Raw genomic sequence first — 26,762 nt, 5'->3', positions numbered from 1 at the left:
CCGGCTAGCGTCGACGAATAAAAGTATAGGTGAGGCCGGTGCGGTCTTCGCGTACCACCACTTTCTTATCGGGGGCCACGGTGCCTGAGTTGGGGCGGCTCAGCCACTGGTAGGCCAGTTGGCGCTCGGCGTCCCAATGGTAATGGCGGTTGCCGATGCTAGCAATGCCCTTTTGCGCCGCATTGGGCATGCGGTCGGTTTTTGGCAATTCATCGAACGGAGTTGCTTCCGGCAAAGCTTCCTTCTTTTCAACTTTCCAATCCGGGTTTTTTGCTCCCGGAACGGGCAACAGTTGGGCATGCGCGGCCGAGATGCCGCAATACAGTGCAAGAGGCAGGAGCAAAGCTTTCATAAGGTTGGCGCATTGGGTTTTAGATAAGACGCACCAGCCGTTGAAAGGATGCTCTGTTGAGGCTTTGAATTAGACTGTCATGCTGAGCGCAGTCGAAGCACCTCTACCGCGCAACTAATCCCTTTCGATTGGATTTACTCTTGCGGTAGAGTTGCTTCGGCAAGCTCAGCATGACGGCTTTTTCAATTTTCTACGGCCTAAAAGAAGCCCAGCGGCTTCTGGCTGTAGCTGATGAGCATATTCTTGTTCTGGCGGTAGTGCGAGAGCATCATTTTGTGGTTTTCGCGGCCGAAGCCGGAGGCTTTGTAGCCGCCGAAGGGCGCGCCGGCGGGGTAGTCGTGGTAGCAGTTCACCCACACGCGGCCGGCCTCGATGGCGCGGGGCACCTGGTACAGTTCGTGGGCGTCGCGCGTCCACACGCCGGCGCCGAGGCCGTAGAGCGTGTCGTTGGCAATTTCGATGGCTTCCTCCACCGTTTTGAAGGTGGTGACGGACACCACCGGCCCGAAAATTTCCTCCTGGAAGATGCGCATCTTGTTGTGGCCCCGGAACATGGTGGGCTGGATGTAGTAGCCCTCGGCCAGCGCGCCGTCTTCCTGCGTGTAGGCGTCGCCGCCCACCAGCACCTCAGCCCCTTCGGCCTTGCCGATTTCGAGGTAGCTCAGGATTTTCTCGAATTGGTCGTTCGAGGCCTGCGCGCCCATCATCGTGTCCATGTCCAGCGGGTTGCCCAGCTTGATGGCCTTCACTCGCTCGATGACGCGGGCAATGAACTCGTCGTAGATGTCTTCGTGCACCAGCATGCGCGAGGGGCAGGTGCAGATTTCGCCCTGGTTCAGGGCAAACATCACGGCGCCTTCGATGGCTTTATCGAGGAAGTCGTCGTCGGCGTCCATCACCGATTTGAAGAAGATGTTCGGCGACTTGCCGCCCAACTCCATGGTCACGGGAATCAGGTTTTCAGCGGCGTACTGCATGATGAGGCGGCCGGTGGTCGTCTCGCCCGTGAAGCTGGCCTTGGCAATGCGCGGCGACGAGGCCAGCGGCTTGCCCGCTTCCAGCCCGAAGCCGTTCACGATGTTGATGACACCGGCCGGCACCAGGTCCTGAATCAGCTCCATGAGCACCATGATGCTGGCCGGGGTTTGCTCGGCGGGCTTCATCACCACGGTGCAACCGGCGGCCAGCGCGGGGGCCAGCTTCCAGGTGGCCATCAGCAGCGGGAAATTCCAGGGGATAATCTGGCCGATGACGCCCAGCGGCTCGTTGATGTTCATCGACACGGTGGTGCTGTTCAGCTCGGTCACGTTGCCCTCCTCGGCCCGGATGACGCTGGCGAAGTAGCGGAAGTGGTCGATAACCAGCGGCATGTCAGCATAGGTGGTTTCGCGCAGGGCCTTGCCGTTTTCCACCGTTTCGACGGCCGCCAGCATAGGCAGGTTTTCCTCGATGCGGTTGGCAATTTTATTGAGGATGTTGCTGCGCTCGGTGGCCGAGGTTTTGCTCCAAGTGGCGAAGGCTTCGTGGGCGGCATCGAGGGCTAACTCGATGTCTTCCTTGGTGCTGCGGGCCACTTTGGTGAAGACTTTGCCGTCGATGGGCGACAGGTTGTCGAAGTACTGGCCCTTCACGGGCGCCACCCATTTGCCGCCGATGAAGTTGTCGTAGTGGTTTTTGAACTGGGGACGGGCCACCACGGTGGTGGTTGCTTCTAAGGTTTCAGCCATGGCTTTTGAGATGGGAATTAGGTGAACAGGAAACGCTGTAAAGGTCCTTTTTCTCTGAGCCGCCGGGTTGTGGTATTGTATCAATGTGTGCAAAAATTGTCGCAACTTGCTAGCCGCTTCCGCTGTTGCAAGTGTGTACTCCCTCACCTCATTGTTCGCTTATGTCGTCTCGCGTTCACCTGCCCGCCGCCGTGGCCCCGCTCGCCCTGGAGCGCCTGCATTCGCTGGTTGAAAACCGCACCGTGTACGCCCTGGAAGGCTTCGAGCTGAACGTGTTCGAGACGCACCGCGCCGCCGCCCGCGTGCCCCTGCGCCTCGACGGCCTGGCCCTGACCACCATGCTGCGCGGCCGCAAGGTGATGCACCTGCCCGGCCGCGCCGCCTTCGATTACCTGCCCGGCGAAAGCGTGGTGGTGGACAAGGACGAACTGATGGAAATCGACTTCCCCGACGCCAGCCACGGGCAGCCCACCCAATGCCTGGCCGTGGCCATCGCGCCCGACACCATTCGCCACACCGTGGATTTGCTGAATGAGCGGTACCCCAAAGCCGAAGCCCACCAACCCTGGGCCATCTCGGCCCCCGAGTACGCCCACCTCACCAACACGCCCGAGCTGACCGACACGCTGGGCCGCCTGGTGGCCGTGTCGCGCACCTCGGACGTGGACAAGGACGTGCTGGCCGGCTTCACCCTGCAGGAGCTGCTGGTGCGCCTGATGCAGACGCAGGCCCGCCAGCTCATTTTCCACGACTACGCCCGCTACCTCACCTCGCACCGCTTTGCGGCCGTGGTGGGCTACATCAAGGAGCACCTCACCGAAAACCTGAGCATCGACAAGCTGAGCGCGCTGGCCTGCATGAGCAAGGCCACGTTCTTCCGGGTGTTCAAGCGCGAGTTCGGGCTCACGCCGGTCGAGTTCATCATCCGGGAGCGGCTGAGCGAGGCCAAGCGCCTGCTGCGCCACCCGCTGGCCAGCGTGGCCGAGGTGGGCCTGCGGGTGGGGTTTAATAACCTGTCCTATTTCCAGGCGCTGTTTAAAAAGCACGAGGGCCTGACGCCGGGCGCCTATAAGAAACACCTGGCGGCGTAGGCCACGGGCGTTCGGCAGTTGAAAAGCAGGCGCAAAGAACTGATTTACCGCGCGGCCGAAATCGTCATTTTAAGGGCTTTTACCTTTGCAGGGCAGTTCGGGCTCACCTTTCCGGCTGCTTCTCCTGTCCATGAAACGCTCCTTCACCTATTTTCTATCCGGTTTTCTGCTGCTTGCCGGGGCTTTTTCGTCGGGCTGTGCCCGGCACACCTTTCAGGGACAGGCGCTGGCCCCGGCCGCGCTGGCCACGCACCGCACCGTGGCCATTCTGCCCTTTGCCGTGGAGCTGGAGCGGCTGGGCGACGTGGTGAAGCACCCCGAAGTGTGGAAAGCCAATCCTGACATGCCCAGCGCCAACCCGCTCCAGGGCGCGCTGGCCGCCGAACGCCAGCAAATGGGCTACCAGCTGCAAGCCGCCCTGCAGGCCGAGCTGACGCGCCAGCAGGCCGAGCACCCCACCAGCAGTACCTTCCAGAACCCCGCCGAAACCAACCAGCGTCTGGCAAAAGCTGGCATCACCTACGAAAGCCTGCCCACCCGCTCGATGGCTGAGCTGCGCACCGCCCTCGGCGTCGACGCCGTGCTCACGGGGCAAACCTACATGCACCAGTTGCTGCCCGGCGGCGTTAGCATTGCCGTGTTCGTGCTCAGCAACAGCACCAACCCCATGGCCGATAACACCGTGCACACCTATCTCGACATCTACGACACGCAGAGCGCGCAGCTCGTGTGGCGCTTCGACCACGAGCTGCGCGGCAAGCCCAGCACCAGCCCGGTGGCGCTGGCCAAAGCCCTGGCGCGCGACATGCGGGGCGGGTTCCCGTACCTGAAAAAGTAGGGCAGCACCACTCCGGCACTTGGGCCAAGGGGTGTTGGTGGCACAAAGAAGAACGTCATGCTGAGCGCAGCCGAAGCATCTCTACTGCGAGAGTAAATTCTATCGATTGGATTACTTGAGCGGCAGAGATGCTTCGGCTGCGCTCAGTATGACGGAGCAACCGTTTGCCGTTCCTAAAACACCACGCTGTACGGTGCATCGGCCAGGCCGCGCACGTCTTCGTGCAGCTCCACGCCCAGGATTTCGTGCACGTTGGCCCGAATGCGGTTGGAAATCTGGGTGAGCGGCAGGTCGTTGCTGTCTTTGCCGAAGGGGTCTTCAATCTCGTCGCCAATCATCTCCACGCCCAGCAGCGCGTAGGCCCCAAGCATGGTGATGGGCACCGTGAGCCACTCGTAGGAATCGAGCAGGTTGAAGGGCATGACGAGGATAAACACCGTGATGAAGCCTTTGATGAAGTAGCTGTAGGAGAACGGAATGGGCGTGCCTTTGATGCGCTCACAGGCGCCGGCCACGTCGAGCAGGGCCTCGTGGTGACGCTGAATGGTGAGCAGGTGCGTGGGCAGAATCTGCTCCTCGCGCAGCAGCTGTTCATAAAACTCCTGCAGCTGCGCGGCCAGGCGTGAGGGCACGTGCCGCACAGTCTGCAGCTGCTCGATGAAGCCCGGCTCCACGGCTTCGAGCTTTTCGAAACGCACGCCTTTGCGCAGGTGGCCGTCGAGGGCGATGGGGAAGTTGGACAGCAGCCGGGCGAGGTAAGTACGGGTGGCGTGGTCGTCGGGCGCGAGGCGTGGGTGCAGCAGCACGGCCAAGTTGCGGCAGTTGTTCACGAGCTGGCCCCAGAGACGGCGCCCTTCGTAAAAACGGTCGTAGGCAGTGTTGGTGCGGAAGGCCAGCAGCAGGCTGAGCAGGATGCCCAGGAAAGAAAAAAACTCTTTGTCAACGACCACATTAATGGTGTCGAAGCGGATAACGAAGGCCGTGACGATACTAGCGTAGAGGCCCACCCATAGCACCCGTTTCAGCAGCTGGCGAATGACGCCGGAGGAACGGAGGTGGCGCAGGGCCTCCCACCAGTCGGTCGATTTGTAGACTATCATAAGCGAAGGCAGGGCAAAAGGAATGGGCGCAAGATAGGATGAACCCCATGAGCCCCCTCCAGGGAGGCCTCTTACGCCGGGGCGAAGGGGCCGCCCCAAAAGGCTACCCTAGGGCTACAGCATCAAAGCACTGCTATATTTAAGCGACTTACTCCGTTTTCCTGCTCACCTTATGCAAACAACCCTTACTCCTTCTGCACTTGCCTGGCCCTGGTGGCGCAAGTGGCTTTTCTGCTTTTCGTGCCTCTACCTGCTGCTGTTCATGTCGCCCTGGACGTGGCTAAGCAGCGTGCCAGGCTTTGCCACGCTGGCCGGGCTGTATGGCGACGCCGAAAGCTGGCTGGTGAATAAAGGCAACGCGCACCTGTTCCATGTGAAGGACGTGCTGGTGCCGCTCAACGGCAGCGGTGACACCTCCTACGGCTACGCGCAGCTCTGCTTTTATGCGCTGGCGGCCATGGTGGGCGCCACGCTGTGGGTACTGCTCGACCACCGCCACCGCAACTACGCGCTGGCCTACTACTGGCTGCTGGTGCTGGTGCGCTACTTCTTGGCCCTGAGCGCCCTGAGCTACGGCATCCTCAAGCTGTTTGCCCTGCAGATGATTTTTCCGCCGCTGAGCGCGCTGGCCACCCCGCTGGGCGACCTGCTGCCCATGCGTCTGTCGTGGTATTTCATTGGCTACTCCCAGCCCTATCAGATGTTTTCCGGGGCGGTGGAGGTGCTGGCGGGCGTGTTGCTGCTGTGGCGGCGCACCAGCACGCTGGGGGCCGTGGTGGCGGCCAGTGTGTTTCTGAACGTGATGATGATGAACCTGTGCTACGACATTCCGGTGAAGCTATTTTCGATGCACCTGTTTGCGTTCAGCCTGTTTTTGCTGGTGGGCGACGCCGAGCGGCTGCTTAATTTCTTCGTGTTCAACCGGCCCACGCAGCCCAGCTGGACGCCGCCCCCGCTGCCCCGGCGCTGGCGCATAGCCCAGCTCACGCTGAAAACCATTTTCATTCTGCTGTTTGCGCTGCTGCCGTTCTACCAGTTCTACCAGCAAAAGGCCATGATGGCCGGTAGCTCTTCCAAAGGCCGACTCACCACGGGCGTATTTGAGGTAGAAAAATTTGACGCCCCCCTACCCGACAGCCTGCGCTGGAAAGACGTCATCTTCGAAACCAACCCCACCGGCAGCATCCTCACCGCCGACACGCTGCTGCGCCAGCGCTACCGCCGCGGCTACTTCGCTTACACGCTGGATTCGGCCCAACACACCATTGCTTTCAAGAAAATGGCTTCCGATTCGCTGCCCGCTTTCACCCTGCGCTACGCCCAACCCGATACCAACCACGTGGTGCTGCGCGGCAAAATCCGCAACGACTCCGTCTTTGTGGCCCTGCGGCGGCAGAAGCGTCATTTCCAGCTGGCCGAGCGGCAGTTTCACTGGCTGTCGGAGGCGAATCGGTAGCGCTAGCATGTGGGTGTAATCGGCCGTCATGCAGAGCGCAGCGAAGCATCTCGCGTGCACTAGTGATTCAATCGATTAGATTACTTGAGCACGCGAGATGCTTCGCTGCGCTCTGCATGACGTTTAGCACCGCCGCAGCCTACTCATACCCAATCGCAACCACCTCCACCGTTTCTTCCTGCGGCCCCAGCTTCAGCGGCACTTGCTGCCCGAGTTTCGCGCCCTGCACGGCCCGGGCAATGGGCGCCACAAAGGCCACTTTGCCGAGCGCAATATCGGCCTCATCCACGCCCACAATGGTGAATTTGCGTTCGAAGCCCACCTTACCGCCGCGCACGGTGCGCAGCCGCACGGTGGCGCCGAAGCGTACCTCCTGCGGCGGCTGCCCGGCGGGGTCCACCACTTTGGCGCTACCCAGGCGCTCGAGCAGCAGGGCAATGCGGCCGTTGTAGAACGAAAGGCGGCGGGTGCGGTCGGTGTCGTTGTCGCGGTTGGCTTCGGCCTGGGCGCGCCCGGCCTCGAGGGCAGCCAGCTCGGCGCGCAGTTGCTCCAGGCCGGCGGGCGTCACGTAGTTGGGCGTGCCCGGCGGCAGGGCCGCCCGGGGCGGAATGATAGGCGGCGTTTGGGCGTCGTCTTCTTTGGTAAATCCTCGGCTCATATCCTGGCAAACGCAGGCACGGCGGGCAGGTTGTGCGTGCCCAGCGCAACCATCGGGGCCGAAACGTGGTTACCCTACGCTATTTCGCTGCTACCCCATCCCGATTCGTTCGCGCTATTTAATGTCAGAATTGCTTACCGAAACCGCTGATTCGGCGGTTGCTTCTCCCCTGCCCACCCGCCGGCTCGACGGCGCCCTTGTCTGGCTCATGGCCCTCACCTGCGGGCTAGTGGTGGCCAATATTTACTACAACCAGCCACTGCTGGCGGCCATCGGCCGCACTTTTCACCTGAGCGACAGCAGCGCCAGCCTGGTGGCCACGGCCACGCAGGTGGGCTACACGCTGGGCATGCTGTTCGTGGTGCCCTTGGGCGATATGCTGGAACGCAAGCGCCTGATGCTGATTATGCTACTGGGCGCGGCGGCCTGCCTGGGACTGGCGGCGTTTGCGCCCAGTTTTGCGCTGCTGGCCGGGGCCAGCATTCTGCTGGGCATCTGCTCGGCGGTGCCGCAGCTGTTGCTGCCCATGGCCGCCCACCTGGCCCCAGAGGCCGACCGCGGCCGCATCGTGGGACGCATCATGAGCGGCTTACTGATTGGCATTCTGGCCTCGCGCACCGTGAGCGGCTACGTGGGCGCGCACCTGGGCTGGCGGGCCATGTTCGAAATCGCGGCCGGGCTGATGCTGGCGCTGCTGGGCCTGCTGGCTTGGCGCCTGCCCCAGGACCGGCCCAACTTCGCGGGCTCCTACGGTTCCCTCATGAAATCGCTGCTGACGCTCACGGCCACACTGCCGGCCCTGCGCCGCTCGGCGCTGGTGGGCGGACTGCTGTTTGCCGCCTTCAGCGTGTTCTGGACCACGCTGGCCTTTTTTCTGGAAGGTCCGGCTTACCACTATGGCAGCGATGTAGCCGGCTTTTTTGGGGTGATTGGGGCCGTGGGCGCCCTGGCCGCGCCCCTGGCCGGCAAGGCTGCTGATACACGCGGGCCAGACTTCGCCATCGGCGTAGGCATCCTTTTGGCGCTATCGGCCTATGTATTTATGGGCCTCACCGGCTACCACCTGGCCGGGCTGGTGCTGGGCGTGGTTCTGCTGGATGTGGGGGTGCAATCGGCCCACATCTCCAACCAGACCAAGATTTTCTCGCTGGTACCCGAAGCCCGCAGCCGCCTCAACACCGTGTACATGACCGGGTATTTCACGGGCGGCTCCGTTGGCTCGGTGGCCGGTGGGCTGGCGTGGGTGCACGGCGGCTGGCCGGGCGTGTGCGTGCTGGGGGCAGCATTCACCGGCGCGGCCTTTCTGGTGAGCCGGTTCTACGGGCGCGGGTAATGCTTATCTCGAAGTCGAAATAGCATCCCACGAATACCGGTTGACATCAGTTGAGCTAAATGGCTTGTGGATGCCGACGATATTCACCGGCATGGCCTCGCGGGTCTGGAAGCGCACGGTCACGCTGCCGTCGGCATTCACAGGCACCAAGCCGTAGTTGCGGCCGGCCACGGGCAGCATGGGCGCAGCGGCCACGGCTTCCGGAATCAATTTTACTTCCTTCATCACCAGCACAACCAAGCAGGCCGCGATAATGGTCAGAACGGTTTTGGTATACAGGTCGGTTTTCATGGCAGCGGGCGGAAAGTGGTTGGTGGATGGCACAAAATAAGCCCCCGCTGGCAAACCAACAGGGGCTTTCGACAATTGTGAATCTAAATCAGGAAGAAGCTATTCAGCGGCGTTCAACCGCGCCACGCAGGTTTTCAGGCTTTCGCGCCAGTGCGGAATGGCCACGCCCAACTGGGTTTTGATTTTGGTTTTGTCCATCACCGAAAACGGCGGGCGAGTGGCCTTGGTGGGGTATTCGCTGGTGCGAATGGGCGTGGTTTTCACCGAAATTCCGCTAAGCTCAAAAATGGCCGTGGCGAAATCGTACCACGACGTCAGTCCCTCGTTGCTGTAGTGGTAGAGGCCGTAGGAGGTGCTGCCGCTTTCGATGATGTCGAGGATGACGCCGGCCAGGTCGATGGCGTAGGTAGGCGTGCCCACTTGGTCCCAGATGACGCGCAGCTCGTCGCGCTCGCGGCCCAGTTTGCGCATGGTTTTCACGAAGTTGCCAGCAAACTCCGAGTACAGCCAGCTGGTGCGCAGCGTGAAATACTTCTCGGTGAAGCCCGGAATTACCTGCTCGCCTTCGAGCTTGGTGAGGCCGTAAACGCCCAGCGGCGCAGTTTCGTCGGTTTCGAGCAGCGGCTCGTTCCCCGCGCCGGCAAACACAAAATCGGTCGAAATCTGAATGAGTACGCAGCCGTGCTCGGCGCAGAGGCGGGCCAGGTTCTCCACGCCGTCGCGGTTAATCTTACGGGCCAGGTCTACCTCGTCCTCGGCCTTGTCTACGGCCGTGTAGGCAGCGCAGTTGATGACGTGAGTGGGCCGATGCGCGGCAAAAAGTGCCGCCAGCGCGGCCGGGTCCAGAATATTGCCCTCGGCTTCGGACAGAAATATCAGGCCCGGCGTGTTACGCTCCTGCACCACGTGCGCTAGGCACTGCCCCAATTGCCCGAGGGCCCCGAAAACCAAAATCTTACCCATAAACTGTCCGGCTTAATGCTCTTATTTGAGCCGCAAGTTAGCTTCGCCGGGCGGGCGCTTGTTATTGATGGGCACGAAACGCTGCTCACGGGGCTGCTTTTCGCTGAGGTATTTCCAGTAGCGCAGCGGCATGTGGCGGCGGTGCAGCTTCAGGTTTTTTCGCTCGGGAATGTTGACGTGGTCGAAATACGTCTGCCAGAGGTGCCTGAACAGCGGTTCCCGCTCATCGAGCACGGTGGCCGAGATATCGGCGGCATTGCGGCCCTTCTGGTTTTCGAACTGCACGATGTCGGTGCGCGTGAGGTCGTAGTACAGCCCGTAGTGGCGGCGGCGGTCGTAAATCAGCCAGCGCTGGTCGGCGTAGCGCTTGGTGAAGTGCGCGGCGATGAGCGGCAGCACGTCCATATCGGGCTCGATAGTGGCGTGAAACAGCTCGTCGCTGGTTTTCTCAAAGCGCACAAAAGCTTCCATGCGGTGCTTTTCGCGGAACATCATCTGGGCCAGGCGCTGCACGCGGCGCACGTCAGCGTTGGCATAGTTTTCCGAAATGTCCACGGGCGAGCGCAGCGCCAAATCCACGTAGCGGAAAATCAGCAACTCCCGGTCGGCGTCCTCGCTGAGAAAAACGTGGTAGAGACGGGCGCGGGCCTCGCTGTCCATCGTTTTCAGCAGGCCGTCCCACATGCGGGCAGCCTGCGCTTCGTCGGTTTCGCGGTGGGCGGGCTGCGTGAAAAGGCTGCTTTGGGCCGTGGCTTCGGGCTGAATGCTGTTGGGTGCGGCCCGCCAGTCATACACCGTAAAGAGCACCGTGAGCAGCCCCTCAAACGTGCCGTCATAGGTATAATCCAGCGGCGGGGCCGTGAGCGCGGGGGCACCCGGCCGGCGCGGGGCAGCGGGAGCAACAGCGGAGAACGGGCGACGGACGGGTTTCAATTATGTCAGAAAATCTGTTTAGCGTCTGTCATCCTGAGTGCAGCGCAGGATGACAGACGAATGCACAAAAAATTCCCTTACGCGGCCTGCTGGCGCTGCTCGCTCTGGCGGCCGGCTTCGTAGCGGGCGCGCGCGTCGCTGTGCAGCTGGCGCACCAAGGGCATCAGCTCGCTGAGGCGGCAGCAGCACGAGAGGCGGTCGACTTTATCGGAAGATGCAGTGGCAGTGGCAGGCCGGACGGTGTTTTCGGGCTGGCGATGAATGACTTTCATGACAGAAAAAAGAATGTCGTGCTGCACACCGCCCAGTTGGCCGGGGTTCAGCAAGGTGGTGGAAGTGTTGGAATTGAAATCAGCTTGCATGGCAGAATCAGGAGGCTTGGGCGAACAAATCGAGTTGCTGGGTGACGAGGGCCGACCGCACCGAACCAGCGCCGAACAGAATCTGGCGGCGCACTTGCTGCTCGCTCAGCTCCCCAATGATGGGCTGGTGCTCGCCCTGGCAGGTAAGGAAATATTTGGCGCGCTTGAGCACCACGCCCAACTGGCGGAGAGTTTCCATGTTGAGCCGGGCAAAGCGCCGGGCGGCCACAATGCGTTTGGCCGAGCGCGCCCCCACGCCGGGAATGCGCAGTATCATTTCGTAATCGGCCACGTTCACATCGACGGGGAACACGTGGCGGTTGCGCAGGGCCCAGGCCAGCTTGGGGTCGATTTCGAGGTCGAGGTGCGGGTGGGCGGGGTCGAGGATTTCATCGGCCTGGAATCCGTAGAAGCGCATCAGCCAGTCGGTCTGGTACAGGCGGTGCTCCCGAATGACGGGCGGCTGCGTTACCTGCGGCAGGCGGGCATCGTCGGTCACGGGGATGTAGCCGGAGTAGTACACGCGCTTCAGTCCGTAGCCCTGGTAAAGGCTGTCGGTAAGCTTGATGATTTGCAGGTCGGTTTCGGCGCTGGCTCCCACAATGAGCTGGGTGCTTTGGCCGGCGGTGGCAAAGCCGGGCACTTTCTTGAACAGGGCCTTCTCTTCCTTATTCTGAATGATGCCGTCCCGAATCTGGGCCATCGGGGTCAGGATTTCCTGGTAGTTTTTCTCCGGGGCCAGCGTGGTCAGGGCCAACTCCGAGGGCAGCTCGATGTTCACGCTGAGCCGGTCGGCATACAAACCAGCTTCCTGAATCAGCTCCTCGCTCGCACCCGGAATGGTTTTGACGTGGATGTAGCCGTTGAATTTGTGCTCGGTGCGCAGCTTTTTCACAATGCGCACGAGGCGCTCCATCGTATAATCGGGACTGCTGAAAATGCCGGAGCTCAAAAACAGGCCTTCGATGTAGTTGCGGCGGTAGAAGTTGATGGTGAGGTCCACCACTTCATCCACGGTGAAGGCGGCGCGCTTCACGTCATTTGAGCGGCGCGACACACAGTAGGCACAGTCGAAAATGCAGTGGTTGGTGAGCAGGATTTTCAGCAGGCTCACGCAGCGGCCGTCCTCAGTGTAGCTGTGGCAAATGCCCATGCCTTCGGCGTTGCCGAGGCCTTTGCTTTCGTTTTTGCGCTTGCCGCCGCTGCTGCTGCACGACGCATCGTACTTGGCCGCATCGGCTAATATACTTAGTTTCTCCTGAATGCGCTCGTTCATGCGGCGGGACGTTGCTTTCGGCCTTAAAATTAATAACCAGCGCCCAATTGAGCGCTATCGTTTAAGCTAATTTTTTTGGAAATAGTTTCTTTTTTTGGGAAAAACACCTGGCCACTATTTCGCAACGACTTAGTAAAACCGCTGCGAAATGCCACTGACGAGCAACCAAGGCACCAATGCCGCGGCTCCTTTTCGTAATTTGCGGCGTTGCGTCCCCAAATGAGCTTTCGCGGTCTGGTTTTGCTTGTGTTTTTGCTGCTGGGCCTGCTGGCCCGGCCGGCACGCGCGCAGACGTTTGACCCGCGCTCGGCGGTGCCGCCCGACTCGTTGAAAGCCAAGCTGGAGATATTGCCCCAGCGCCCCGACTCCCTGCGCCAGCGCTTCGACGAGCAGCGATTGCTGAACCGGCTGCAGGCCTACTCGCGCCGCAAAACCATTGCCGGCCGCGCGGCATCGGCCTTGTTCAACTTCACGCGGCGGCAGGAAGAGCAAGCCGGGCTCGATGCCGTGCTGCTGGACCGGCAGTTCGACCGGCACAACTTCAAAATCGTGCGACGCATCAACATCCGCACGCTCGATGCCTTTGGCTACAACATTTCGGACTCGACCCGGGTGCCGCGCACGGCCATTGAGAAAGCAGGCAATGCGCTGCACATCAAAACCAGCCGCTCGCGCATCCGGCAGGTGCTACTGTTCCGGCCCGGCCAGCCGCTGGAGCCCCAGGCCCTGGCCGAATCGGAACGCCTGCTGCGCCAGACGCCCGAAATCCTGGATGCCCGCGTGCTGGTGAACGAGCGCACCACCACCCGCGACAGCGTGGATATCGAGGTGCTGACCAAGGACGTGTTCAGCATCACGGCGGGCGTGGAAGTGGGCACGCCCACGTCGGGTCTCATCACGGCCGGCGACGACAACTTTCTGGGCCAAGGCCACCAGCTCACCAACTCCTACCGCTACGGCCGCGAGCTCCCCCAGGCCTGGTCCTACGAAGGCAGCTACACGGCCCCGTTCCGGCACTTTTTGTATGCGCAGGCCCGCTACCGCAACGAGTACAACTACCGCTCGGGCGGGGTGTCGCTCACCCGCGACTTCTACTCGCCCAGCACGCGCTACGCCGGGGCCATCAACCTGAACGCCTACGACCAGAACATTCCCCTGCAGGCGCCGCCCGAGGGGCAGCCATACGTGTTTTACCCCCTGCGCTACCTAGTGCAGGATGCCTGGGTGGGCCGCGCCCTGCGCCTGCGCTCCTACGACCTGGGCTACGAAAACCCGGGCCGCATTATCGTGGCGGCCCGCGTCATCAATACAAACTACACGGCCACGCCGCAGCCCACCGATATTCCACCGCCGGCCTACCACAACGGCACGCTGCTGCTGGGCACGGTGGGATACTCGGTACGCCGTTATTATAAGGCCCGGTACCTGTTCGGCTTCGGCCGCACCGAGGACGTTCCCACGGGCACGTTGCTCAGCTTCACGGCGGGCTACGATATGAACAGCGTGACGCCCCGCCGCTACGTAGATGTACGCCTGGCGGCGGCCAGCTTCAGCGCCAACAGCGGCTATTTATACGGCGCCGTCGATTTGGGGTCGTTTCAAACCATCAACCAGCCCCGCGTGTGGCAGCAGGGCCTGCTGGGCACCGAGCTCACGGCCTTCACCAAGCTCTACCACGCGGGCAACTGGCAGTACCGGCACTTCCTCAGCAGCCGGGGCACCATTGGGCTGAACCGCAACCCCGGCGATATCCTGCAAGGCATCACCAACGACCGGGGCCTGCGGGGGTTTTCACCGGGGCAGCCCATCATTGCCACCAGCCGCTTCGTGGTGAACTACGAAACCACGCTCTTTACCCCGCTCTCGCTGCTGGGCTTCCGGCTGGCCGGCATCGCCTTTGCCGATGCGGCCTGGGTCAGCGACCAGCCCCGGGGCGGCACCCCTTTCGGCGGCTCGCCCTACACGGCTTTTGGGCTGGGCCTGCGCTTTCGCAACGAGTTCACGGCCTTGCGCACGTTCCAGCTTCTTATTGGCTACTACCCGCGCGGGCTGGCCACGCCCAACGGCATCAAAATGTTTGAGTCGACCCGCGAAACGGTTACGTTCAACGATTTCGGCCTCGGGGCACCCGGCACGGCACCGTATCAATGAGCTACTGAGTGGCGAAGTGACCGAGCGAGTTGTTCTCACTCAGTTGCTCCGCCACCCGGTCACTCGTTTACCTGCCCGAGTTAAACGAAATAGGTACGGTGCAGGCCACGCGCACGGGCTGGCCGTTGGAGCGGGCGGGCTGCCAGGGCGGCATCAGCCACACCAGGCGCAGGGCTTCATCGTTGAGGCCGTTGCCGGGGCCGCTCACCACGTGGGCATCCTGCACCTTGCCCTGGGCGCTGAGAATAAAATTGACGAACACCCGGCCCGAAATGCGCCGCTGCAAGGCCTGCTGCGGGTAACGAATGTTCTTGCTGAGGTATTCCATAAAGGCTTTGTCGCCGCCCGTGAACTGCGGGCGCACCTCCGGGTTGATGAACACCGAATCGGGCTTGATGGCGGCCGGAGCCATCGGGCTGGTGTTAGCAGCCGGGTTAGGGCCGGTTTGGGCTAGGCTCTGGCCGGTAGCCAGCAGGCCCAGCAGGCCAACACCTAACAGGAAGCGTAGAGGATTTATCACGTCGCGAGGGAATAAGGAGTAGATGATAAACGCCAGGCCGGAAAGTCTAGCAGCAGCCTAAACTACGAAAATTTTACAGAATTGGCTTTTCTAAATAAAATAAATGCACCAACAAGCACAAATTATTATTCAAAAAAGGCACTGCCAATCAATCGCATAGGCAGTAAATATGGCGCAATTGTGGATTGAGAGGTAATTACTGTGCCGCAAAAATATTACCCGCTTGCACTTTTATCATAACAATTCAATTATTGTTAGCAATTATTTAATTTAATTATTCCAACAATTATCCAGACGCCAATACTGAGCACGAAAAAATAAACTATGTTTGCAATCGTAAATCGACGATAAGCAAAACATAACGACATGGCTACTCACAAGCGGGCCGAATTTACCGAAGCCGAGCAACGACTGGCCGCCATTGCTAAAGCCCTGGGGCATCCGGCGCGGGTGGCCATTGTGCGGCTGCTGGCCCAGCGCCGGGCCTGCGTGTGCGGCGAGCTGGTGCTGGAGTTGCCACTGTCGCAGAGCACCGTGTCGCAGCACCTCAAGGAGCTGAAAGCGGCCGGGCTGGTGCAGGGCGAAATAGATGGCCCCCGCGTGTGCTACTGCCTCGACCTAACCGGCTGGGCCATGGCCCGGCGGCTACTCGGCGATTTGCTGGCGGCAATGCCCACTCCTGAGGCTGCCGCTCCCGGCTGCTGCTGAGCCGATTGACATCCTCCCTTCGAACCAAATCACTATTAATCAAGCAAACAAATGAAAATCAGCGAGATGAAAGAAGCCCTAAGCGGGCTGAGCGCCGTGAGCTTCCGGCTGCCCGATGGCACGCAGTTGCCGACTCATTTCCATGTGACGGAAGTGGGACTGGTGAGCAAGCATTTTATCGACTGTGGTGGCGTGGAACGCCGCGAAACGGTGGCCAACTTCCAGCTTTGGGAGGCCGGCGACTACGACCATCGGCTGGCCCCGCAGAAATTCCTGCACATCCTGCAATTGTCGGAGAAAGTCCTGGGTCGGGAGGATTTGGACATCGAAGTAGAGTACCAGCAGGCCACCATTGGCAAGTTTGGGCTGGCCTTTGATGGCACTGATTTCCTGCTCACGGCCAAGCACACGGCTTGCCTGGCGCAGGATGCCTGCGGCATTCCGGCAGAACCGCTGTTTGCGTTGCCTCAGCTGCAAATAGCAGGGTGCACCCCGGGCGGTGGGTGCTGCTAACAGGTATTTAATAACCCAACTCAGCTGCTTTCCAAAGCCTCATGCCTGACAAAAAGAACATTCTGGTACTGTGCACTGGCAACTCATGCCGCAGCCAGCTGTTGCACGGCTACCTCGCACAGACGCTGGGCGAGCGGGCGGCAGTTTACAGTGCGGGCGTCGAAGTGCATGGCCTCAACCCGCGCGCCGTGCGCGTGATGGCCGAGGACGGGGTAGACATTTCGACTCACACCAGCAACCACGTCGACGAGTATGCCGGCGTGCCTTTCGACTACGTCATCACTGTGTGCGACCATGCCAACGAGGCATGCCCGGTGTTCCCCTCCACGGCTAAAAAGCTGCACCACAATTTCCCCGACCCCGCTAAGGCCACCGGCAGCGAGGATGAAATCATGGCCCAATTCCGCAGCGTGCGCGACCAGGTGAAGGCCTATGCGCAGGATTTTGTGCGGACAGTATAACTGCTGTTATCATTCCTTACCACCTCTCCTTATGCCCATTCTTCCCCTCACGGCGGCGCACTGGCCGGCCGTGCGCGCCATCTACGCCGAGGGCATGGCCACCGGCACCGCCACCTTCGCCACCGAGCCGCCCACCTGGGAGGCCTGGGATACCGGCCACCTTACCTCCTGCCGCTTGGTTGCCACCGATGAAACGGGCCAGGTGTTGGGCTGGGCAGCTCTCTCGCCGGTTTCGGGGCGCTGCGTGTATGCGGGGGTGGCCGAGGTGAGTGTATATGTGGGGGCTGCCGCCCGGGGACGCGGCGTGGGCCTGGCTCTGATGAAAGCGCTGGTGACAGAATCGGAACAAAAAGGCCTGTGGACTTTACAGGCAGGCATTTTTCCCGAAAACGCGGCCAGCGTGCGGCTGCACGAGGCCGTGGGCTTCCGGCAGGTAGGACGGCGCGAGCGCATCGGCCAGCTGCGCGGCGTGTGGCACGATACCCTGCTGCTGGAGCGCCGTAGCGCGGTGGTGGGCGCTGCCAACACCGCCGGGGCCTGATGCAGCCAAGTCTGCGAATCTGCCTGCTGGCCGAGGCGCTGGGCACGGCCATTCTGTTGATTTTTGGGACCGGGGCAGCGGTGGTTGATGCCCAAACGCACGCACTGGGTCACGGCGGCGTGGCGGCGGCCTTCGGGCTGGTGGTGTTCGTCATCATTCAGAGCCTGGGCGAAACCAGCGGCGCGCACGTGAACCCGGCCGTAACGGTGGCTTTCTGGGCAATGGGGCGGTTTCCCGGGACGCGGGTGCTGCCCTATATGCTGGCGCAGCTGGCAGGCGCGGCGCTGGGCAGCTTTTTGGTGAAGCTGATTGCCGGACCAGGCTCCAACCTCGGGGCTACGCTTCCGGCCCACGGCCCCTGGCAGGCGCTGGGCATCGAAACTTTCCTTACTTTCTGGCTCGTGCTGGTGATTTTTCGGGTCACCTCGGGTTCGAAGGAAGCGGGCATGCTGGCGGCGCTGGCCATCAGCGCCACCGTGGCGCTGGAAGCGCTGGTGGCCGGGCCGCTCACGGGCGCGAGCATGAACCCGGCCCGCTCGCTGGCCCCGGCGCTGCTCAGCGGGGTTTGGACAGATTGGTGGGTGTATGTGGTGGGGCCGGTGGCCGGTGCGCTGCTGGCCGTGGCGGTGGATAAGGGCTTACAGCTGCGGCCCACGGCCGGAGCAATGCCGCCCGGTTAACAGCTGGCTCTACATCATTTCGCCCCCATCTCTGCACAGAAAAGCGCCCCACCAAGGCGGTGAGGCGCTTTTTCATTTCACCAAACCGTCCTTATTAGGGCTGCGGCGTGGTTGCGGGCGCGGGGGTGTATTCAAATTTGAATTCGACCCGGCGGTTGCGGGCTTGCCCGGCTTTCGTGGTGTTCGGGGCCACCGGCTCGCTCTCGCCCCGGCCTTCGGTGATGACGCGCTCGGACTCGACGCCTTTGTTGGTGAAATAGCGTTTCACGGCTTCGGCGCGGCGCAAGGATAGGGCCTGGTTATACTCATCGGTGCCGCGGCTGTCGGCGTGGCCGATGATGCGGAGCTGGTAATCGGGGTGGGCTTTCATGGCCGCCGCAATGCGATTGGCGGTGGGGTACGAGGCGCGCTCGATAACCGTGCTATTGGTGCGGAACCGGATAGGCACCTGCAGTTTCAGCGTGCCGGGGTCGATGGCCAACGGGCAGCCCACCGAGTCGACGCGGGTGCCGGCGGGCGTGTCGGGGCACTTATCGGCGGGGTCGTTCACGCCGTCCTTGTCCTGGTCGAGCACCAGCGGGCAGCCGGTGGCATCTACCTGGGTACCGGCGGGCGTGTCGGGGCATTTATCGTTCTGGTCGATTACGCCATCGTTGTCGGCATCGGGGCAGCCTTTGAGCGCGGGCTTGCCGGGGGTGTCGGGGCAGGCGTCGTCGCCGTCGCGCACGCCGTCGCCGTCACGGTCGGGGCAGCCTTCGAGGGTGGCGAGGCCCTTCTCGGTGGGGCACTTATCCTGGTAGTCGGGCACGCCGTCGGCATCGCCGTCGAGGGGGCAGCCAGCGGGGTCCACAGCCACGCCGGTGGGCGTGTTGGGGCACTTGTCTTTACGGTCGGGCACGCCGTCGCCGTCGGTGTCTTTGGGCTTGTCGAGAGCAATGGTGACGCCGGCGGTGTGCTGCAGAAACCGGTCGTCGAGCTTGTCAGCGTCGCGGATGGGCTCACCATCGAAATTCGCATTGAGCGGAATGTGCTGGCCAGTCTGAATGAAAATCCCCAGGCCTTCGCTGACCTGGAAATTGATGCCGGCAGCCCCGAACAGGTCGAAGTACGTGGGTTTGTCGTTGACGGAAGCGCTGCGCACCACGCCTTCGCGGTTGGTGAAGGCCACGCCCGGCGCAGCCAGCAGATAGGGCTGCACCACGGCGTCTTCCTTGAGGGCCCAGCCGTTGTTGAGTTTCAGCTTGAAGGTAAGGTCCACGGTGGTCACCTTGGTGCTGAAGTTGGTGGCCGCGCTTTGGGAGCCTTCGAGCTTCACGTAGCTGCCTTGTAGGCCCAGGTCGAGGCCCGGGGCGAGGTAGCGGCTGATACCGATGCCGCCGCCGTAGCGGTTGCGGTCCCACTTCCAGAAATCTTCGCCCAGGCTGCCCTTGTACTGGGAAGCGCTGCCGAAGAGGCTGACGACGGTTTTGCGGTCGGCGGTTTGGGCGCGGCCGCGCGGAGCCGCCATCAGCAATACTCCCACGACCAGCAACGGAGTTAAAAAACGTCTCATGCGAATGGGGTTTGGGGTGAAATAATCGACCCGCTGGCTGGGGGCGGCGTAGCGCCGGGTCACACACATAGCCAATATGCTATACTTGGCGTTTACCGGAAGGTTATGGCTGAGGTAAACCGAGGCAGTGGACGGGGCTTGCGGGTGGACGTTACCTTTGCAGCTTTCCCAATATTTCCTTGTATCCTATGGCCAGCCTCCTCCTCGGCGATTACAACGACCTCGAAGTAGCCCGCGAAACCAGCATCGGCCTCTACCTCACCTCCGACGACGGCGACCTGCTGCTGCCCGAGAAGTACGTGGAAGCCGGCACCCGCGTGGGCGACGTGGTGCGTGTGTTCGTGTACCGCGACTCTGAAGACCGACTCATCGCTACCAACCTGCGGCCGCTGGCCCTGGTCGACAGCTTTGCCGCCCTCACCGTGAAGGACCACGGCCCGGCCGGCGCCTTCCTGGAGTGGGGCCTGGAAAAAGACTTGCTCCTGCCCTACCGCAACCAGCGGCGCGACCTGCGCACGGGCGAGCGGGTGCTGGTGTACGTGTACCTCGATGAGGAAAGCGACCGGCTGGTGGCCTCTGCCAAGTGGAAGCAATTTTTGAAAAACACGCCCTTCGCCGGCCAGCCCGGCGACGAGGTGCGCCTGCTCGTGGCCGACGAAACCGAGCTGGGCTACCCCGTCATCGTGAACGGCACGCACCAGGGGCTGCTGTTCCACAACGAGGTATTCCGCCCCCTGCGCCTGGGCGAGCAGCTGACGGGCTACCTGCGCCAGGTGCGGCCCGATGGCAAGCTCGACGTGCGCCTGCAAAAGGATGGCTACGGCGAAGTAGACTCGGCCACCGACACACTGCTCAAGGCACTGAAAGCCGCCCCCGGCGGCCGCCTGCCCCTGGGCGACAAAAGCCTGGCCGAAGACGTGTACCGTCGCGTAGGCATGAGCAAAAAGGTATTCAAAAAGGCGCTGGGGGCACTTTTCCGCCAAGGCTTGGTGCTGCTGGAGCCGGAGGCGACGGTGTTGAAATAACGTCCGTCATTGCGAGGGGAGCGCAGCGCAATGCGGCAATCCGTCCTCTTTCAGTGCGACATTTTCTGATTAACCAGACACCTTTTCTGGCGTAAGGTTAAGCAGAGCCCTTTGTAAGCCTTTATCACATCTCAGGGTTGGTCGCATTCAGAGGACGGATTGCCGCGTTCCGCTGCGCTCCCCTCGCAATGACAGACGGACCCACCCCCCACCCCTATGCAAAAAACCGCTTTACTCGCCGGGGCCACGGGCCTCATCGGTTCGCAGCTGCTGCCGCTGCTGCTGGCTTCGGAGCGCTACGCGAAGGTGATTGTGGTGGGGCGCAAGGCCGTGCCCATCCTCCACCCCAAGCTGGTGCAGGTGGTCACGGAGCTGGATAAGCTGGAAGACGTGCGCCTTAAGCTTATCGCCGACGACGTGTTTTGCTGCCTGGGCACCACCATGGCGCAGGCGGGCTCGAAGGAGGCGTTTTTCAAAGTTGATTTCCTGTACGTGGTGCAGCTGGCGGCGCTGGCGGCCGGCAATTTTGCCTCGCAGTTTATGGTGGTGTCCAGCATGGGGGCCGATGCCGACAGCCGCATCTACTACAGCCGAGTGAAGGGCGAGATGGAGGCCGCCGTGCGCCAGACGCCCTTCCGGGCCATCCATATTTTTCGGCCCTCGCTGCTGCTGGGCGAGCGGGCCGCGCCCCGCCTCGGCGAGCGTCTGGGCGCGGTGGTGTTGCGGCTGCTGCGCCCCCTGCTGCGCGGCCCGCTGCTGAAGTACCGCTCGGTGCCCGGCGCGGCCGTGGCCGCCGCCATGCTGCGCGCTGCCGAGGACGATGGCGGCGGGCTGCGCGTGCATTCGTCGGAAGAGTTTACGCTGCGCTAGGTCCCCGTACCTGCTCCGGGGTGAAACGCCCGGTACCAGAGTAGCCGCGCCGTAGCTTGGAGCAGCAAACAGCCTCGCCAGTGTCTGGCGAGGCTGTTTTATGTCGTGAAAATTAAGTTTAGGAAACTCATGTGATGGCCAGGTTTCTTAAACTTTGATTGGTGAACCAGTTTCTTAAACTCAATCCGGGCCGCAAGGCTACTTTAGCATCTCCGGAAGCGAATTATAGCAGTTGTTCACTTAAACGAGGGAAATAGAAGGCATACCTTCACCTATTCCCTTTCCTTTGCTACTCTCGCGCCGTGCGGACCTATCTATGCCTCTGATACTGATGCCTGCCGACGTTGCCACGGCCTTGAGCATCCTCGAGGACGACTACACTGAACTTTGGTTCCTGGTCGCCGAACTACAAAAGACCCATCCTGAGGCGTCCTTAGCGCAATTGAGCGAGTTGGCCCAACAACTGGTCGTCACTCTGCTGCGCGAGCACGGAGTGCAACTTCTTGACTCGGTGTCCGAGCAGCCCATGCTGCTGCCCATCGCACAGGTGCGGGCGTTGGTGGATGACTGGTTCCGCACCCTAGGACGAGTCCCCGACATCGGCGATGGCATTTGGTTAGGAAAGCCCTCTCAAACAGAGAACTGAGTTCAGCCAAAGGGTCCGAAGGTAAACGTGTGGCGTTTGGAGAAAGGAGGATTTGTTTAACAACACCCTAAATAGTGATTGGTAGACGAGTTTATTACTCTTTCAAGTCCCCACGGTAGTTTTTTCGATAGAACCGGGGCATTTTTTCGTTTGAGCTCCGTTGTTTAAACAAATAGTAGCCATCCCGATACCGAACAACCTTGTCCACCTTTCCGTCTTCCTGAAAACGTCGCTCGACCGTAAGGAATTCGGCATGCGCCCTCCATGTGGGGCGATGCACCTTAGGGTATAGGTTGCGGCGATACCGGTACACCCGCGCCCGCTTGCCATTTGGATAATAATCTGTCTGGCGGGACACGCGGCCGAAGAACCAGGACGCCCGGGCCTTCGAAGACAATCGGAACGTACCGTTCTCACCTTCCTCATAGTTCCGTTGCGTATAGCGCAGCAACCAGTACCGAAGTATAAGGCGCTGGTTATATGTAGAATCATACGTCTGCTGTGAATAGGGCAGCAGGTAGAACCGGGTCGGCAGGGTGTCTACTTGGGCAAAGGCCCCGAATATGCCACTAGGTAGTAGCCCTAGAGCCAAGATTAGGCAACAGGCGAAGCGGCGTAGGTTCATAGAGTGATAAGGTGAGCAGGAACGGTGAGAGGCAGCCGTATGAGTAGCGAGTCCCTCGGAGGGCAGAGTATAATCAAATTAAGACTAAGTTTTGAAGTGTGCGTTAGTGTTTAACGAAAGGGTGGTATTCCTAAAGCAAGTTTACGTCCTCTCCCCAAAACACAAGTAATAAAAAAAGCCCCACCAGCTACTGGCGGGGCTTTCTGTTTCTTCAGCGGCTAATGTAAATCCTTCCGCTTTACTCAGCAGAGAACCTCCGACAAGCCATACAGCATACAGAAAGTACTAGGCTTAGGTCAGGTGACTACAGAACAGTCCCGCCCGCGGCCCCGCGCTTCTTTGCAGCATTCACCATTTTTCCCGCCCTATGAAACTCCTTCTTGCGCTGCTGACCACCTGGCTGGCTGCTTTTTCGCTGCCGTTCTCCGCCCCCGCGCCGCCGAAAAAAGCAGCCGCGCCCAAGGACTACGTCATCACCCAGTTCGGGGCCGGCCTCGACAGCACCAAGCTCAACACCCAGGCCATTCAGAAGGTGATTGACAAAGCCAGTGCCGCCGGCGGGGGCACCGTGGTGGTGCCCAAGGGCGTTTTCCTGAGCGGGGCACTGTTTTTCAAGCCCAACACCCACCTGCGCGTGCTGGCCGACGGCAAGCTCAAAGGCTCCGATAACATTGCCGACTACCCCCTGATTCCCTCCCGCATGGAGGGCCAGAAGCTTGATTATTACGCCGCCCTTATCAACGCCACCAAGGTGAACGGCTTCACCATCACCGGTCCCGGCACCATTGATGGCAACGGACTGAAGTTCTGGAAAGGCTTCTGGGCGCACCGCGACTCCATGTCGAAAGCCCACCTGCCCTCCACCAACCTGGAGGTGCACCGCCCCCGCCTGCTCTTCATCTGGGGCTGCGACCGGGTGACCATCAAAAACGTGAAGCTGCACAACTCCGGCTTCTGGACCACCCACCTCTACCAGTGCACCAATGTGCTGATGGACGGCTGCGACATCCGCTCGCCCTTCCGCCCCGTGAAGGCCCCCAGCACCGACGGCGTCGACATCGACGTGTGCAGCAAGGTCACCATCCGCAACTGCTACGTTTCGGTGAATGACGACGGCATCTGCATGAAGGGCGGCAAAGGCCCCACCGCCCAGAAGCTCCCCGAAAACGGCCCCATCGAAGACGTGCTGGTGGAGAACTGCACCTTCGGTGAAGTGCACGCCGCCCTCACCTGCGGCAGCGAGTGCATCCACGCCAACCGCATCACCATGCGCAACTGCAAAGTGGACAACGAGCGCCCCATCCTGCTCTTCAAGATGCGCCCCGACACCTATCAGCTCTACGAAAACATCACCATCGAAAACATCACCGGCAAGTGCGGCACCATCGTCACCCTCTCGCCCTGGATGCAGTTTTTCAACATGGCCGGCAGCACCGAAAAGCCCTTCGGCACCATCCGCAACATCCGCATTTCCAACGTCAACGTGAAGTGCAAGCAGTTTGCGGTATTGAATGGCAACCCCACCGACAAGGTGTCCAACATTACCTTCAAAGACGTGACCGCCACCGCCGACAACGCCGCCTTCCCCAACCTATACTCCGACGTGAAGTTCGAAAACGTCACCCTCAACGGCGCCCCGCTGAAAGCCACACCAGCCGCCCAAGCCGCCCCCGCCACTACGCCTCTGAAGCCGGACTAATCCCCCGCCTTTACCAAGCAAGAAACCGCAAAAAGCCCCGCCAGCTATTGGTGGGGCTTTTTGTTGCCCGAGTCTGCTTTAAAAAGCGGAGCCACTGTAAGGCTCGCAACGGGTGCGCGTCTGGCCCCACGACCATTCGCTACTCTCCCGAACCCATGAACACCTTTTCAAAACTCGCCGGTGCACTGGTGTTGCTGGCCGCCCCGGCGCTGGCCCAAACCGCCCCAGCCCCGCTGCTCACGGCCTCGGCCCTGGCGGTGGGCAGTACTGCTCCCGCTTTCAAAGGCCAGGATGCTGCCGGGCACCCGGTAGAGCTGCGCCAGCTGCTGAAAAAGGGGCCGGTGGTGCTGTATTTCTATCGCGGGCAGTGGTGCCCTTACTGCAACAAGGAGTTGAGCCAGCTCCAGGATTCGTTGCAGGTGCTCACGGCCAAAGGCGCGCAAGTGGTAGTAGTAACTCCCGAAATCCCAGCCAACATCACCCAGACCGTAGCCAAAACCAAGGCCTCATTCCCCATCGTACATGACCGCGACCTGACCATCATGAAGGCCTACAAAACCGCCTTCGTGGTGGACGAGGCCACGGCGAAAAAATACCTGACCTACGGCATCGACCTCAAGCAAGCCAACGGGCTCGACCAGAACGTCCTGCCCGTGCCCGCCACCTACGTCATCGGCCGGGACGGCAAAATCAGGTTTGCCTACTTCGATGCCGACTACCGCCACCGTGCCAGTGTGCGGCAGGTGGCGCAGGCACTGTAATTAATTCCCATCACCCTTATCAGCTTGCGCCATGCTTTGCTCGTTTCATCGCCTGGGCCTGTGGGCCGTTTTGTTCGGGCTGGCAGCCTGCTCTAAGAATGCGGATTCGGAAGAGCAGCCGCCCGCGCCGGCCGTTGGCCCGGCGCTCTACCGCGTCACCTTCGAAGCCACCTGGAGCGCCAGCACGCACGCCAACTTCCCGGCCGGAGCGCATTTCTCGTCCGTCATCGGGGCCTCGCACCGGGCCGATGGGCTCCTGTTCCGGCCCGGCCAGCTGGCCAGCACCGGCATCAAGAACATGGCCGAGCGCGGCAACAACACCGCGTTGCGCACCGAAATAATGGCCCTGCAAAGCAGCGGCGCAGCCTTCCGCGTGCTGGAAGGCCGCGTCATCAGTTCGCCGGGCACGGTGGCCGACACCATTCGGCTGGACGCCGCCCACCCCCGTCTGAGCCTCGTCACGATGATTGCGCCGAGTCCGGACTGGTTTGTGGCGCTGGAAGACGAAAACCTGCTCGACGCCAACGGCCAATGGGTAACCCAGCGCCGGGTACCCGCCCGTGCCTACGACGCCGGCACCGACAGCGGCCCCACCTTCACTGCCCCCGACCAGGCCACGCTGCCGGCCGGCGTGGTGGCCCCGCTCCTGCTGCCGCCGGCCGCCGGCCCCGCGCCCGATGGCCCGCCGCTGGGCACTTGGCTTTTGGAGCGTGTCAACTAATTCGCGCTTGGGTAAAAGGCGCTACCCTGCCAAAAGCTGACGGTCAACGACTGTCTTGATTCACGCTAAAAAAGACCCGGCAATAACCTGTTGCGAGGACAAGCAGCGGCGGGAGCACGCCCCGCCCACGGCACACTTCCCGGCCTAGCGCTTACTTTTGTCCTAGTTCCATCATCCGCATACAGTGTTTTCTCATGAATTATTTACGTCTTACCGCCCTTATGCTCTTGCTGCTACCCGGCCTGGCAGCCAATGCCCAATCGAAGAAAAAAAGCAGCAACGGTAGCAGCAGCAGCGGTTCCGGCTACAAAACCGGCATTGGCCTGCGCGGCGGCGGCTGGTCGTCGGGCCTCACGCTGAAGCACTTTCTGGGCAGTGGCAAGGGCGTGGCCATTGAGGGCCTGCTCACGACGGAGTACAAAGCGCACGGCGGCCGTCTCACCATCCTCGGCGAGAAGCACATGGGCGTGGCCGATGTGAAAGGCCTGCAGTTTTACTATGGTGCGGGCTTCCACGCCGGGGCCTACCAGGGCCGCTACTACTTCGCCGACGACCGGTTCTACTACGATGGCCGCAACGGCGATGTGTACCTGCGCCGGGGCAAGAATGGATTCTATTACACCGACAGCTACTACTACGACACCAACACCTACCTCGCCATCGGTGCCGACCTCATCCTGGGCCTCGAATACAAGCTGCCCGACCTGCCCTTCGTGGTGGGTGTCGACTACAAGCCTTTCTTCGAGGTATTCCACGGCTACACCGGCTTCTACAACGACGCGGCCGTGAGCCTGCGCGTCACGTTCTAGCCCCGCGCCGAAAAGCGCGCTGCAAAGGCCCCGTCAGGTATTGGCGGGGCCTTTTTTGTTGCACGGTGCGGCCCCATAACGTGAGCGCCGGTCGGTATCA

The 26,762-nt window shown here is 61.4% G+C and carries 29 protein-coding genes; 17 read left to right on the top strand and 12 right to left on the bottom strand.

Going from position 1 to position 26,762, the window contains the following annotated elements; all coding sequences use genetic code 11:
- Positions 1–4: 4 nt before the first annotated feature.
- The gene (locus I7X13_RS05500) at positions 5–352 is read right to left on the bottom strand and encodes a hypothetical protein (protein ID WP_198074695.1); all 348 of its coding nucleotides are present in this window, start codon (positions 350–352) and stop codon (positions 5–7) included.
- 197 nt (positions 353–549) lie between these two features.
- Positions 550–2,079 (bottom strand): aldehyde dehydrogenase family protein, encoded by a 1,530-nt coding sequence (locus I7X13_RS05495; protein WP_198074694.1) that lies wholly within the window; start codon positions 2,077–2,079, stop codon positions 550–552.
- 161 nt (positions 2,080–2,240) lie between these two features.
- Between I7X13_RS05495 and I7X13_RS05490 the strand changes: the two genes are divergently transcribed.
- Entirely contained in the window at positions 2,241–3,170 is a 930-nt protein-coding gene (locus tag I7X13_RS05490) for a helix-turn-helix transcriptional regulator (RefSeq protein ID WP_198074693.1), read from the top strand.
- A gap of 130 nt (positions 3,171–3,300) precedes the next feature.
- The gene (locus tag I7X13_RS05485) at positions 3,301–4,008 is read left to right on the top strand and encodes a hypothetical protein (protein ID WP_198074692.1); all 708 of its coding nucleotides are present in this window, start codon (positions 3,301–3,303) and stop codon (positions 4,006–4,008) included.
- Positions 4,009–4,181: 173 nt separating this feature from the next.
- Here I7X13_RS05485 and I7X13_RS05480 read toward each other — a convergent pair whose 3' ends face one another.
- Positions 4,182–5,108, bottom strand: a complete 927-nt coding sequence (locus I7X13_RS05480; protein ID WP_198074691.1) for a bestrophin family protein — start codon at positions 5,106–5,108, stop codon at positions 4,182–4,184.
- Positions 5,109–5,280: 172 nt separating this feature from the next.
- Here I7X13_RS05480 and I7X13_RS05475 point away from each other — a divergent pair, with 172 nt between their 5' ends.
- Positions 5,281–6,564 carry a hypothetical protein gene (locus I7X13_RS05475; protein WP_198074690.1) on the top strand — a complete coding sequence of 428 codons (1,284 nt, stop codon included), beginning with the start codon at positions 5,281–5,283 and terminating at the stop codon, positions 6,562–6,564.
- A gap of 139 nt (positions 6,565–6,703) precedes the next feature.
- On the opposite strand, the gene I7X13_RS05470 is transcribed toward I7X13_RS05475, so the two are convergent.
- Positions 6,704–7,222: a GreA/GreB family elongation factor gene (locus I7X13_RS05470; protein ID WP_198074689.1), complete on the bottom strand. Its 519-nt coding sequence runs from the start codon at positions 7,220–7,222 to the stop codon at positions 6,704–6,706.
- A 121-nt stretch (positions 7,223–7,343) separates the two neighbouring features.
- Here I7X13_RS05470 and I7X13_RS05465 point away from each other — a divergent pair, with 121 nt between their 5' ends.
- Complete coding sequence (locus tag I7X13_RS05465) at positions 7,344–8,555, top strand: MFS transporter (RefSeq protein WP_198074688.1); 1,212 nt, start codon at positions 7,344–7,346, stop codon at positions 8,553–8,555.
- A 3-nt stretch (positions 8,556–8,558) separates the two neighbouring features.
- Here the strand turns inward: I7X13_RS05465 and I7X13_RS05460 are convergent, their stop codons facing one another.
- From I7X13_RS05460 to I7X13_RS05440, 5 genes are all read right to left on the bottom strand, one after another.
- Positions 8,559–8,846 carry a hypothetical protein gene (locus I7X13_RS05460; protein ID WP_198074687.1) on the bottom strand — a complete coding sequence of 96 codons (288 nt, stop codon included), beginning with the start codon at positions 8,844–8,846 and terminating at the stop codon, positions 8,559–8,561.
- A 99-nt stretch (positions 8,847–8,945) separates the two neighbouring features.
- Entirely contained in the window at positions 8,946–9,809 is an 864-nt protein-coding gene (rfbD, locus tag I7X13_RS05455) for a dTDP-4-dehydrorhamnose reductase (RefSeq protein WP_198074686.1), read from the bottom strand.
- A 21-nt stretch (positions 9,810–9,830) separates the two neighbouring features.
- The gene (locus tag I7X13_RS05450) at positions 9,831–10,742 is read right to left on the bottom strand and encodes a TIGR03915 family putative DNA repair protein (RefSeq protein WP_233454688.1); all 912 of its coding nucleotides are present in this window, start codon (positions 10,740–10,742) and stop codon (positions 9,831–9,833) included.
- Between the two features lie 77 nt (positions 10,743–10,819).
- On the bottom strand, positions 10,820–11,104 hold the full coding sequence (locus I7X13_RS05445; RefSeq protein ID WP_198074685.1) for a hypothetical protein: 285 nt from the start codon (positions 11,102–11,104) through the stop codon (positions 10,820–10,822).
- A 7-nt stretch (positions 11,105–11,111) separates the two neighbouring features.
- On the bottom strand, positions 11,112–12,380 hold the full coding sequence (locus I7X13_RS05440) for a putative DNA modification/repair radical SAM protein (protein WP_198074684.1): 1,269 nt from the start codon (positions 12,378–12,380) through the stop codon (positions 11,112–11,114).
- 219 nt (positions 12,381–12,599) lie between these two features.
- Between I7X13_RS05440 and I7X13_RS05435 the strand changes: the two genes are divergently transcribed.
- A complete protein-coding gene (locus tag I7X13_RS05435) occupies positions 12,600–14,531 on the top strand; it encodes a BamA/TamA family outer membrane protein (RefSeq protein WP_213019036.1) in 1,932 nt (643 codons plus the stop codon).
- Positions 14,532–14,598: 67 nt separating this feature from the next.
- Here the strand turns inward: I7X13_RS05435 and I7X13_RS21885 are convergent, their stop codons facing one another.
- Positions 14,599–15,051: an energy transducer TonB gene (locus I7X13_RS21885; RefSeq protein WP_198067052.1), complete on the bottom strand. Its 453-nt coding sequence runs from the start codon at positions 15,049–15,051 to the stop codon at positions 14,599–14,601.
- Between the two features lie 366 nt (positions 15,052–15,417).
- Between I7X13_RS21885 and I7X13_RS05425 the strand changes: the two genes are divergently transcribed.
- From I7X13_RS05425 to I7X13_RS05405, 5 genes are read left to right on the top strand one after another with little or no spacing between them, the layout of a single operon-like run.
- Entirely contained in the window at positions 15,418–15,759 is a 342-nt protein-coding gene (locus I7X13_RS05425) for an ArsR/SmtB family transcription factor (RefSeq protein ID WP_198074682.1), read from the top strand.
- A 51-nt stretch (positions 15,760–15,810) separates the two neighbouring features.
- Positions 15,811–16,272, top strand: a complete 462-nt coding sequence (locus I7X13_RS05420; protein ID WP_198074681.1) for a DUF6428 family protein — start codon at positions 15,811–15,813, stop codon at positions 16,270–16,272.
- Between the two features lie 41 nt (positions 16,273–16,313).
- The gene (locus I7X13_RS05415; protein WP_198074680.1) at positions 16,314–16,733 is read left to right on the top strand and encodes an arsenate reductase ArsC; all 420 of its coding nucleotides are present in this window, start codon (positions 16,314–16,316) and stop codon (positions 16,731–16,733) included.
- Positions 16,734–16,764: 31 nt separating this feature from the next.
- A complete protein-coding gene (locus tag I7X13_RS05410) occupies positions 16,765–17,274 on the top strand; it encodes a GNAT family N-acetyltransferase (protein WP_198074679.1) in 510 nt (169 codons plus the stop codon).
- On the top strand, positions 17,274–17,954 hold the full coding sequence (locus tag I7X13_RS05405; protein ID WP_198074678.1) for an MIP/aquaporin family protein: 681 nt from the start codon (positions 17,274–17,276) through the stop codon (positions 17,952–17,954). The genes I7X13_RS05410 and I7X13_RS05405 overlap by 1 nt, the downstream gene beginning before the upstream one ends.
- Before the next feature lie 94 nt (positions 17,955–18,048).
- Here I7X13_RS05405 and I7X13_RS05400 read toward each other — a convergent pair whose 3' ends face one another.
- Positions 18,049–19,506 carry an OmpA family protein gene (locus tag I7X13_RS05400; RefSeq protein ID WP_198074677.1) on the bottom strand — a complete coding sequence of 486 codons (1,458 nt, stop codon included), beginning with the start codon at positions 19,504–19,506 and terminating at the stop codon, positions 18,049–18,051.
- A 188-nt stretch (positions 19,507–19,694) separates the two neighbouring features.
- On the opposite strand from I7X13_RS05400, the gene I7X13_RS05395 reads away from it, so the two are divergent.
- The 3 genes from I7X13_RS05395 (at position 19,695) to I7X13_RS05385 (ending at position 22,047) form a co-directional block, all read left to right on the top strand.
- The gene (locus I7X13_RS05395) at positions 19,695–20,531 is read left to right on the top strand and encodes a CvfB family protein (RefSeq protein ID WP_198067059.1); all 837 of its coding nucleotides are present in this window, start codon (positions 19,695–19,697) and stop codon (positions 20,529–20,531) included.
- Between the two features lie 216 nt (positions 20,532–20,747).
- Positions 20,748–21,401, top strand: a complete 654-nt coding sequence (locus I7X13_RS05390) for an NAD-dependent epimerase/dehydratase family protein (protein WP_198067060.1) — start codon at positions 20,748–20,750, stop codon at positions 21,399–21,401.
- Between the two features lie 331 nt (positions 21,402–21,732).
- Entirely contained in the window at positions 21,733–22,047 is a 315-nt protein-coding gene (locus I7X13_RS05385) for a hypothetical protein (RefSeq protein ID WP_198067061.1), read from the top strand.
- 94 nt (positions 22,048–22,141) lie between these two features.
- Here I7X13_RS05385 and I7X13_RS05380 read toward each other — a convergent pair whose 3' ends face one another.
- Positions 22,142–22,672, bottom strand: coding sequence for a hypothetical protein (locus I7X13_RS05380; protein ID WP_198067062.1), 531 nt, complete (start codon positions 22,670–22,672; stop codon positions 22,142–22,144).
- A gap of 367 nt (positions 22,673–23,039) precedes the next feature.
- Between I7X13_RS05380 and I7X13_RS05375 the strand changes: the two genes are divergently transcribed.
- The 4 genes from I7X13_RS05375 (at position 23,040) to I7X13_RS05360 (ending at position 26,662) form a co-directional block, all read left to right on the top strand.
- Positions 23,040–24,371 carry a glycoside hydrolase family 28 protein gene (locus I7X13_RS05375; RefSeq protein ID WP_198074676.1) on the top strand — a complete coding sequence of 444 codons (1,332 nt, stop codon included), beginning with the start codon at positions 23,040–23,042 and terminating at the stop codon, positions 24,369–24,371.
- A 155-nt stretch (positions 24,372–24,526) separates the two neighbouring features.
- On the top strand, positions 24,527–25,132 hold the full coding sequence (locus I7X13_RS05370) for a peroxiredoxin-like family protein (protein WP_198074675.1): 606 nt from the start codon (positions 24,527–24,529) through the stop codon (positions 25,130–25,132).
- A gap of 31 nt (positions 25,133–25,163) precedes the next feature.
- Positions 25,164–25,853 (top strand): spondin domain-containing protein, encoded by a 690-nt coding sequence (locus I7X13_RS05365; protein WP_198067065.1) that lies wholly within the window; start codon positions 25,164–25,166, stop codon positions 25,851–25,853.
- Between the two features lie 221 nt (positions 25,854–26,074).
- Positions 26,075–26,662: a hypothetical protein gene (locus tag I7X13_RS05360; RefSeq protein WP_211531841.1), complete on the top strand. Its 588-nt coding sequence runs from the start codon at positions 26,075–26,077 to the stop codon at positions 26,660–26,662.
- Positions 26,663–26,762 lie beyond the last annotated feature (100 nt).

The sequence above is a fragment of the Hymenobacter negativus genome (genome assembly GCF_016056375.1).
GTDB classification, from domain to species: Bacteria; Bacteroidota; Bacteroidia; order Cytophagales; family Hymenobacteraceae; genus Hymenobacter; species Hymenobacter negativus_A.
Note: the sequence above shows the minus strand (reverse complement) of the source record. Positions and strands in the feature narration are given on the sequence as shown.

Excerpts from the sequence above, each read along its gene's own strand:
- I7X13_RS05440 (WP_198074684.1), bottom strand. The coding sequence starts at position 12,380 with ATGAACGAGCGCATTCAGGAGAAACTAAGTATATTAGCCGATGCGGCC.
- I7X13_RS05370 (WP_198074675.1), top strand. The coding sequence starts at position 24,527 with ATGAACACCTTTTCAAAACTCGCCGGTGCACTGGTGTTGCTGGCCGCC.
- I7X13_RS05415 (WP_198074680.1), top strand. The coding sequence starts at position 16,314 with ATGCCTGACAAAAAGAACATTCTGGTACTGTGCACTGGCAACTCATGC.
- I7X13_RS05375 (WP_198074676.1), top strand. The coding sequence starts at position 23,040 with ATGAAACTCCTTCTTGCGCTGCTGACCACCTGGCTGGCTGCTTTTTCG.
- I7X13_RS05395 (WP_198067059.1), top strand. The coding sequence starts at position 19,695 with ATGGCCAGCCTCCTCCTCGGCGATTACAACGACCTCGAAGTAGCCCGC.
- I7X13_RS05365 (WP_198067065.1), top strand. The coding sequence starts at position 25,164 with ATGCTTTGCTCGTTTCATCGCCTGGGCCTGTGGGCCGTTTTGTTCGGG.
- I7X13_RS05360 (WP_211531841.1), top strand. The coding sequence starts at position 26,075 with ATGCTCTTGCTGCTACCCGGCCTGGCAGCCAATGCCCAATCGAAGAAA.
- I7X13_RS05445 (WP_198074685.1), bottom strand. The coding sequence starts at position 11,104 with ATGCAAGCTGATTTCAATTCCAACACTTCCACCACCTTGCTGAACCCC.
- I7X13_RS05435 (WP_213019036.1), top strand. The coding sequence starts at position 12,600 with ATGAGCTTTCGCGGTCTGGTTTTGCTTGTGTTTTTGCTGCTGGGCCTG.
- I7X13_RS05380 (WP_198067062.1), bottom strand. The coding sequence starts at position 22,672 with ATGAACCTACGCCGCTTCGCCTGTTGCCTAATCTTGGCTCTAGGGCTA.
- I7X13_RS05405 (WP_198074678.1), top strand. The coding sequence starts at position 17,274 with ATGCAGCCAAGTCTGCGAATCTGCCTGCTGGCCGAGGCGCTGGGCACG.
- I7X13_RS05495 (WP_198074694.1), bottom strand. The coding sequence starts at position 2,079 with ATGGCTGAAACCTTAGAAGCAACCACCACCGTGGTGGCCCGTCCCCAG.
- I7X13_RS05400 (WP_198074677.1), bottom strand. The coding sequence starts at position 19,506 with ATGAGACGTTTTTTAACTCCGTTGCTGGTCGTGGGAGTATTGCTGATG.
- I7X13_RS05420 (WP_198074681.1), top strand. The coding sequence starts at position 15,811 with ATGAAAATCAGCGAGATGAAAGAAGCCCTAAGCGGGCTGAGCGCCGTG.
- I7X13_RS05385 (WP_198067061.1), top strand. The coding sequence starts at position 21,733 with ATGCCTGCCGACGTTGCCACGGCCTTGAGCATCCTCGAGGACGACTAC.
- I7X13_RS05475 (WP_198074690.1), top strand. The coding sequence starts at position 5,281 with ATGCAAACAACCCTTACTCCTTCTGCACTTGCCTGGCCCTGGTGGCGC.
- I7X13_RS05485 (WP_198074692.1), top strand. The coding sequence starts at position 3,301 with ATGAAACGCTCCTTCACCTATTTTCTATCCGGTTTTCTGCTGCTTGCC.
- rfbD (WP_198074686.1), bottom strand. The coding sequence starts at position 9,809 with ATGGGTAAGATTTTGGTTTTCGGGGCCCTCGGGCAATTGGGGCAGTGC.
- I7X13_RS05490 (WP_198074693.1), top strand. The coding sequence starts at position 2,241 with ATGTCGTCTCGCGTTCACCTGCCCGCCGCCGTGGCCCCGCTCGCCCTG.
- I7X13_RS05425 (WP_198074682.1), top strand. The coding sequence starts at position 15,418 with ATGGCTACTCACAAGCGGGCCGAATTTACCGAAGCCGAGCAACGACTG.
- I7X13_RS05500 (WP_198074695.1), bottom strand. The coding sequence starts at position 352 with ATGAAAGCTTTGCTCCTGCCTCTTGCACTGTATTGCGGCATCTCGGCC.
- I7X13_RS05470 (WP_198074689.1), bottom strand. The coding sequence starts at position 7,222 with ATGAGCCGAGGATTTACCAAAGAAGACGACGCCCAAACGCCGCCTATC.
- I7X13_RS05390 (WP_198067060.1), top strand. The coding sequence starts at position 20,748 with ATGCAAAAAACCGCTTTACTCGCCGGGGCCACGGGCCTCATCGGTTCG.
- I7X13_RS05460 (WP_198074687.1), bottom strand. The coding sequence starts at position 8,846 with ATGAAAACCGACCTGTATACCAAAACCGTTCTGACCATTATCGCGGCC.
- I7X13_RS05465 (WP_198074688.1), top strand. The coding sequence starts at position 7,344 with ATGTCAGAATTGCTTACCGAAACCGCTGATTCGGCGGTTGCTTCTCCC.
- I7X13_RS05480 (WP_198074691.1), bottom strand. The coding sequence starts at position 5,108 with ATGATAGTCTACAAATCGACCGACTGGTGGGAGGCCCTGCGCCACCTC.
- I7X13_RS05410 (WP_198074679.1), top strand. The coding sequence starts at position 16,765 with ATGCCCATTCTTCCCCTCACGGCGGCGCACTGGCCGGCCGTGCGCGCC.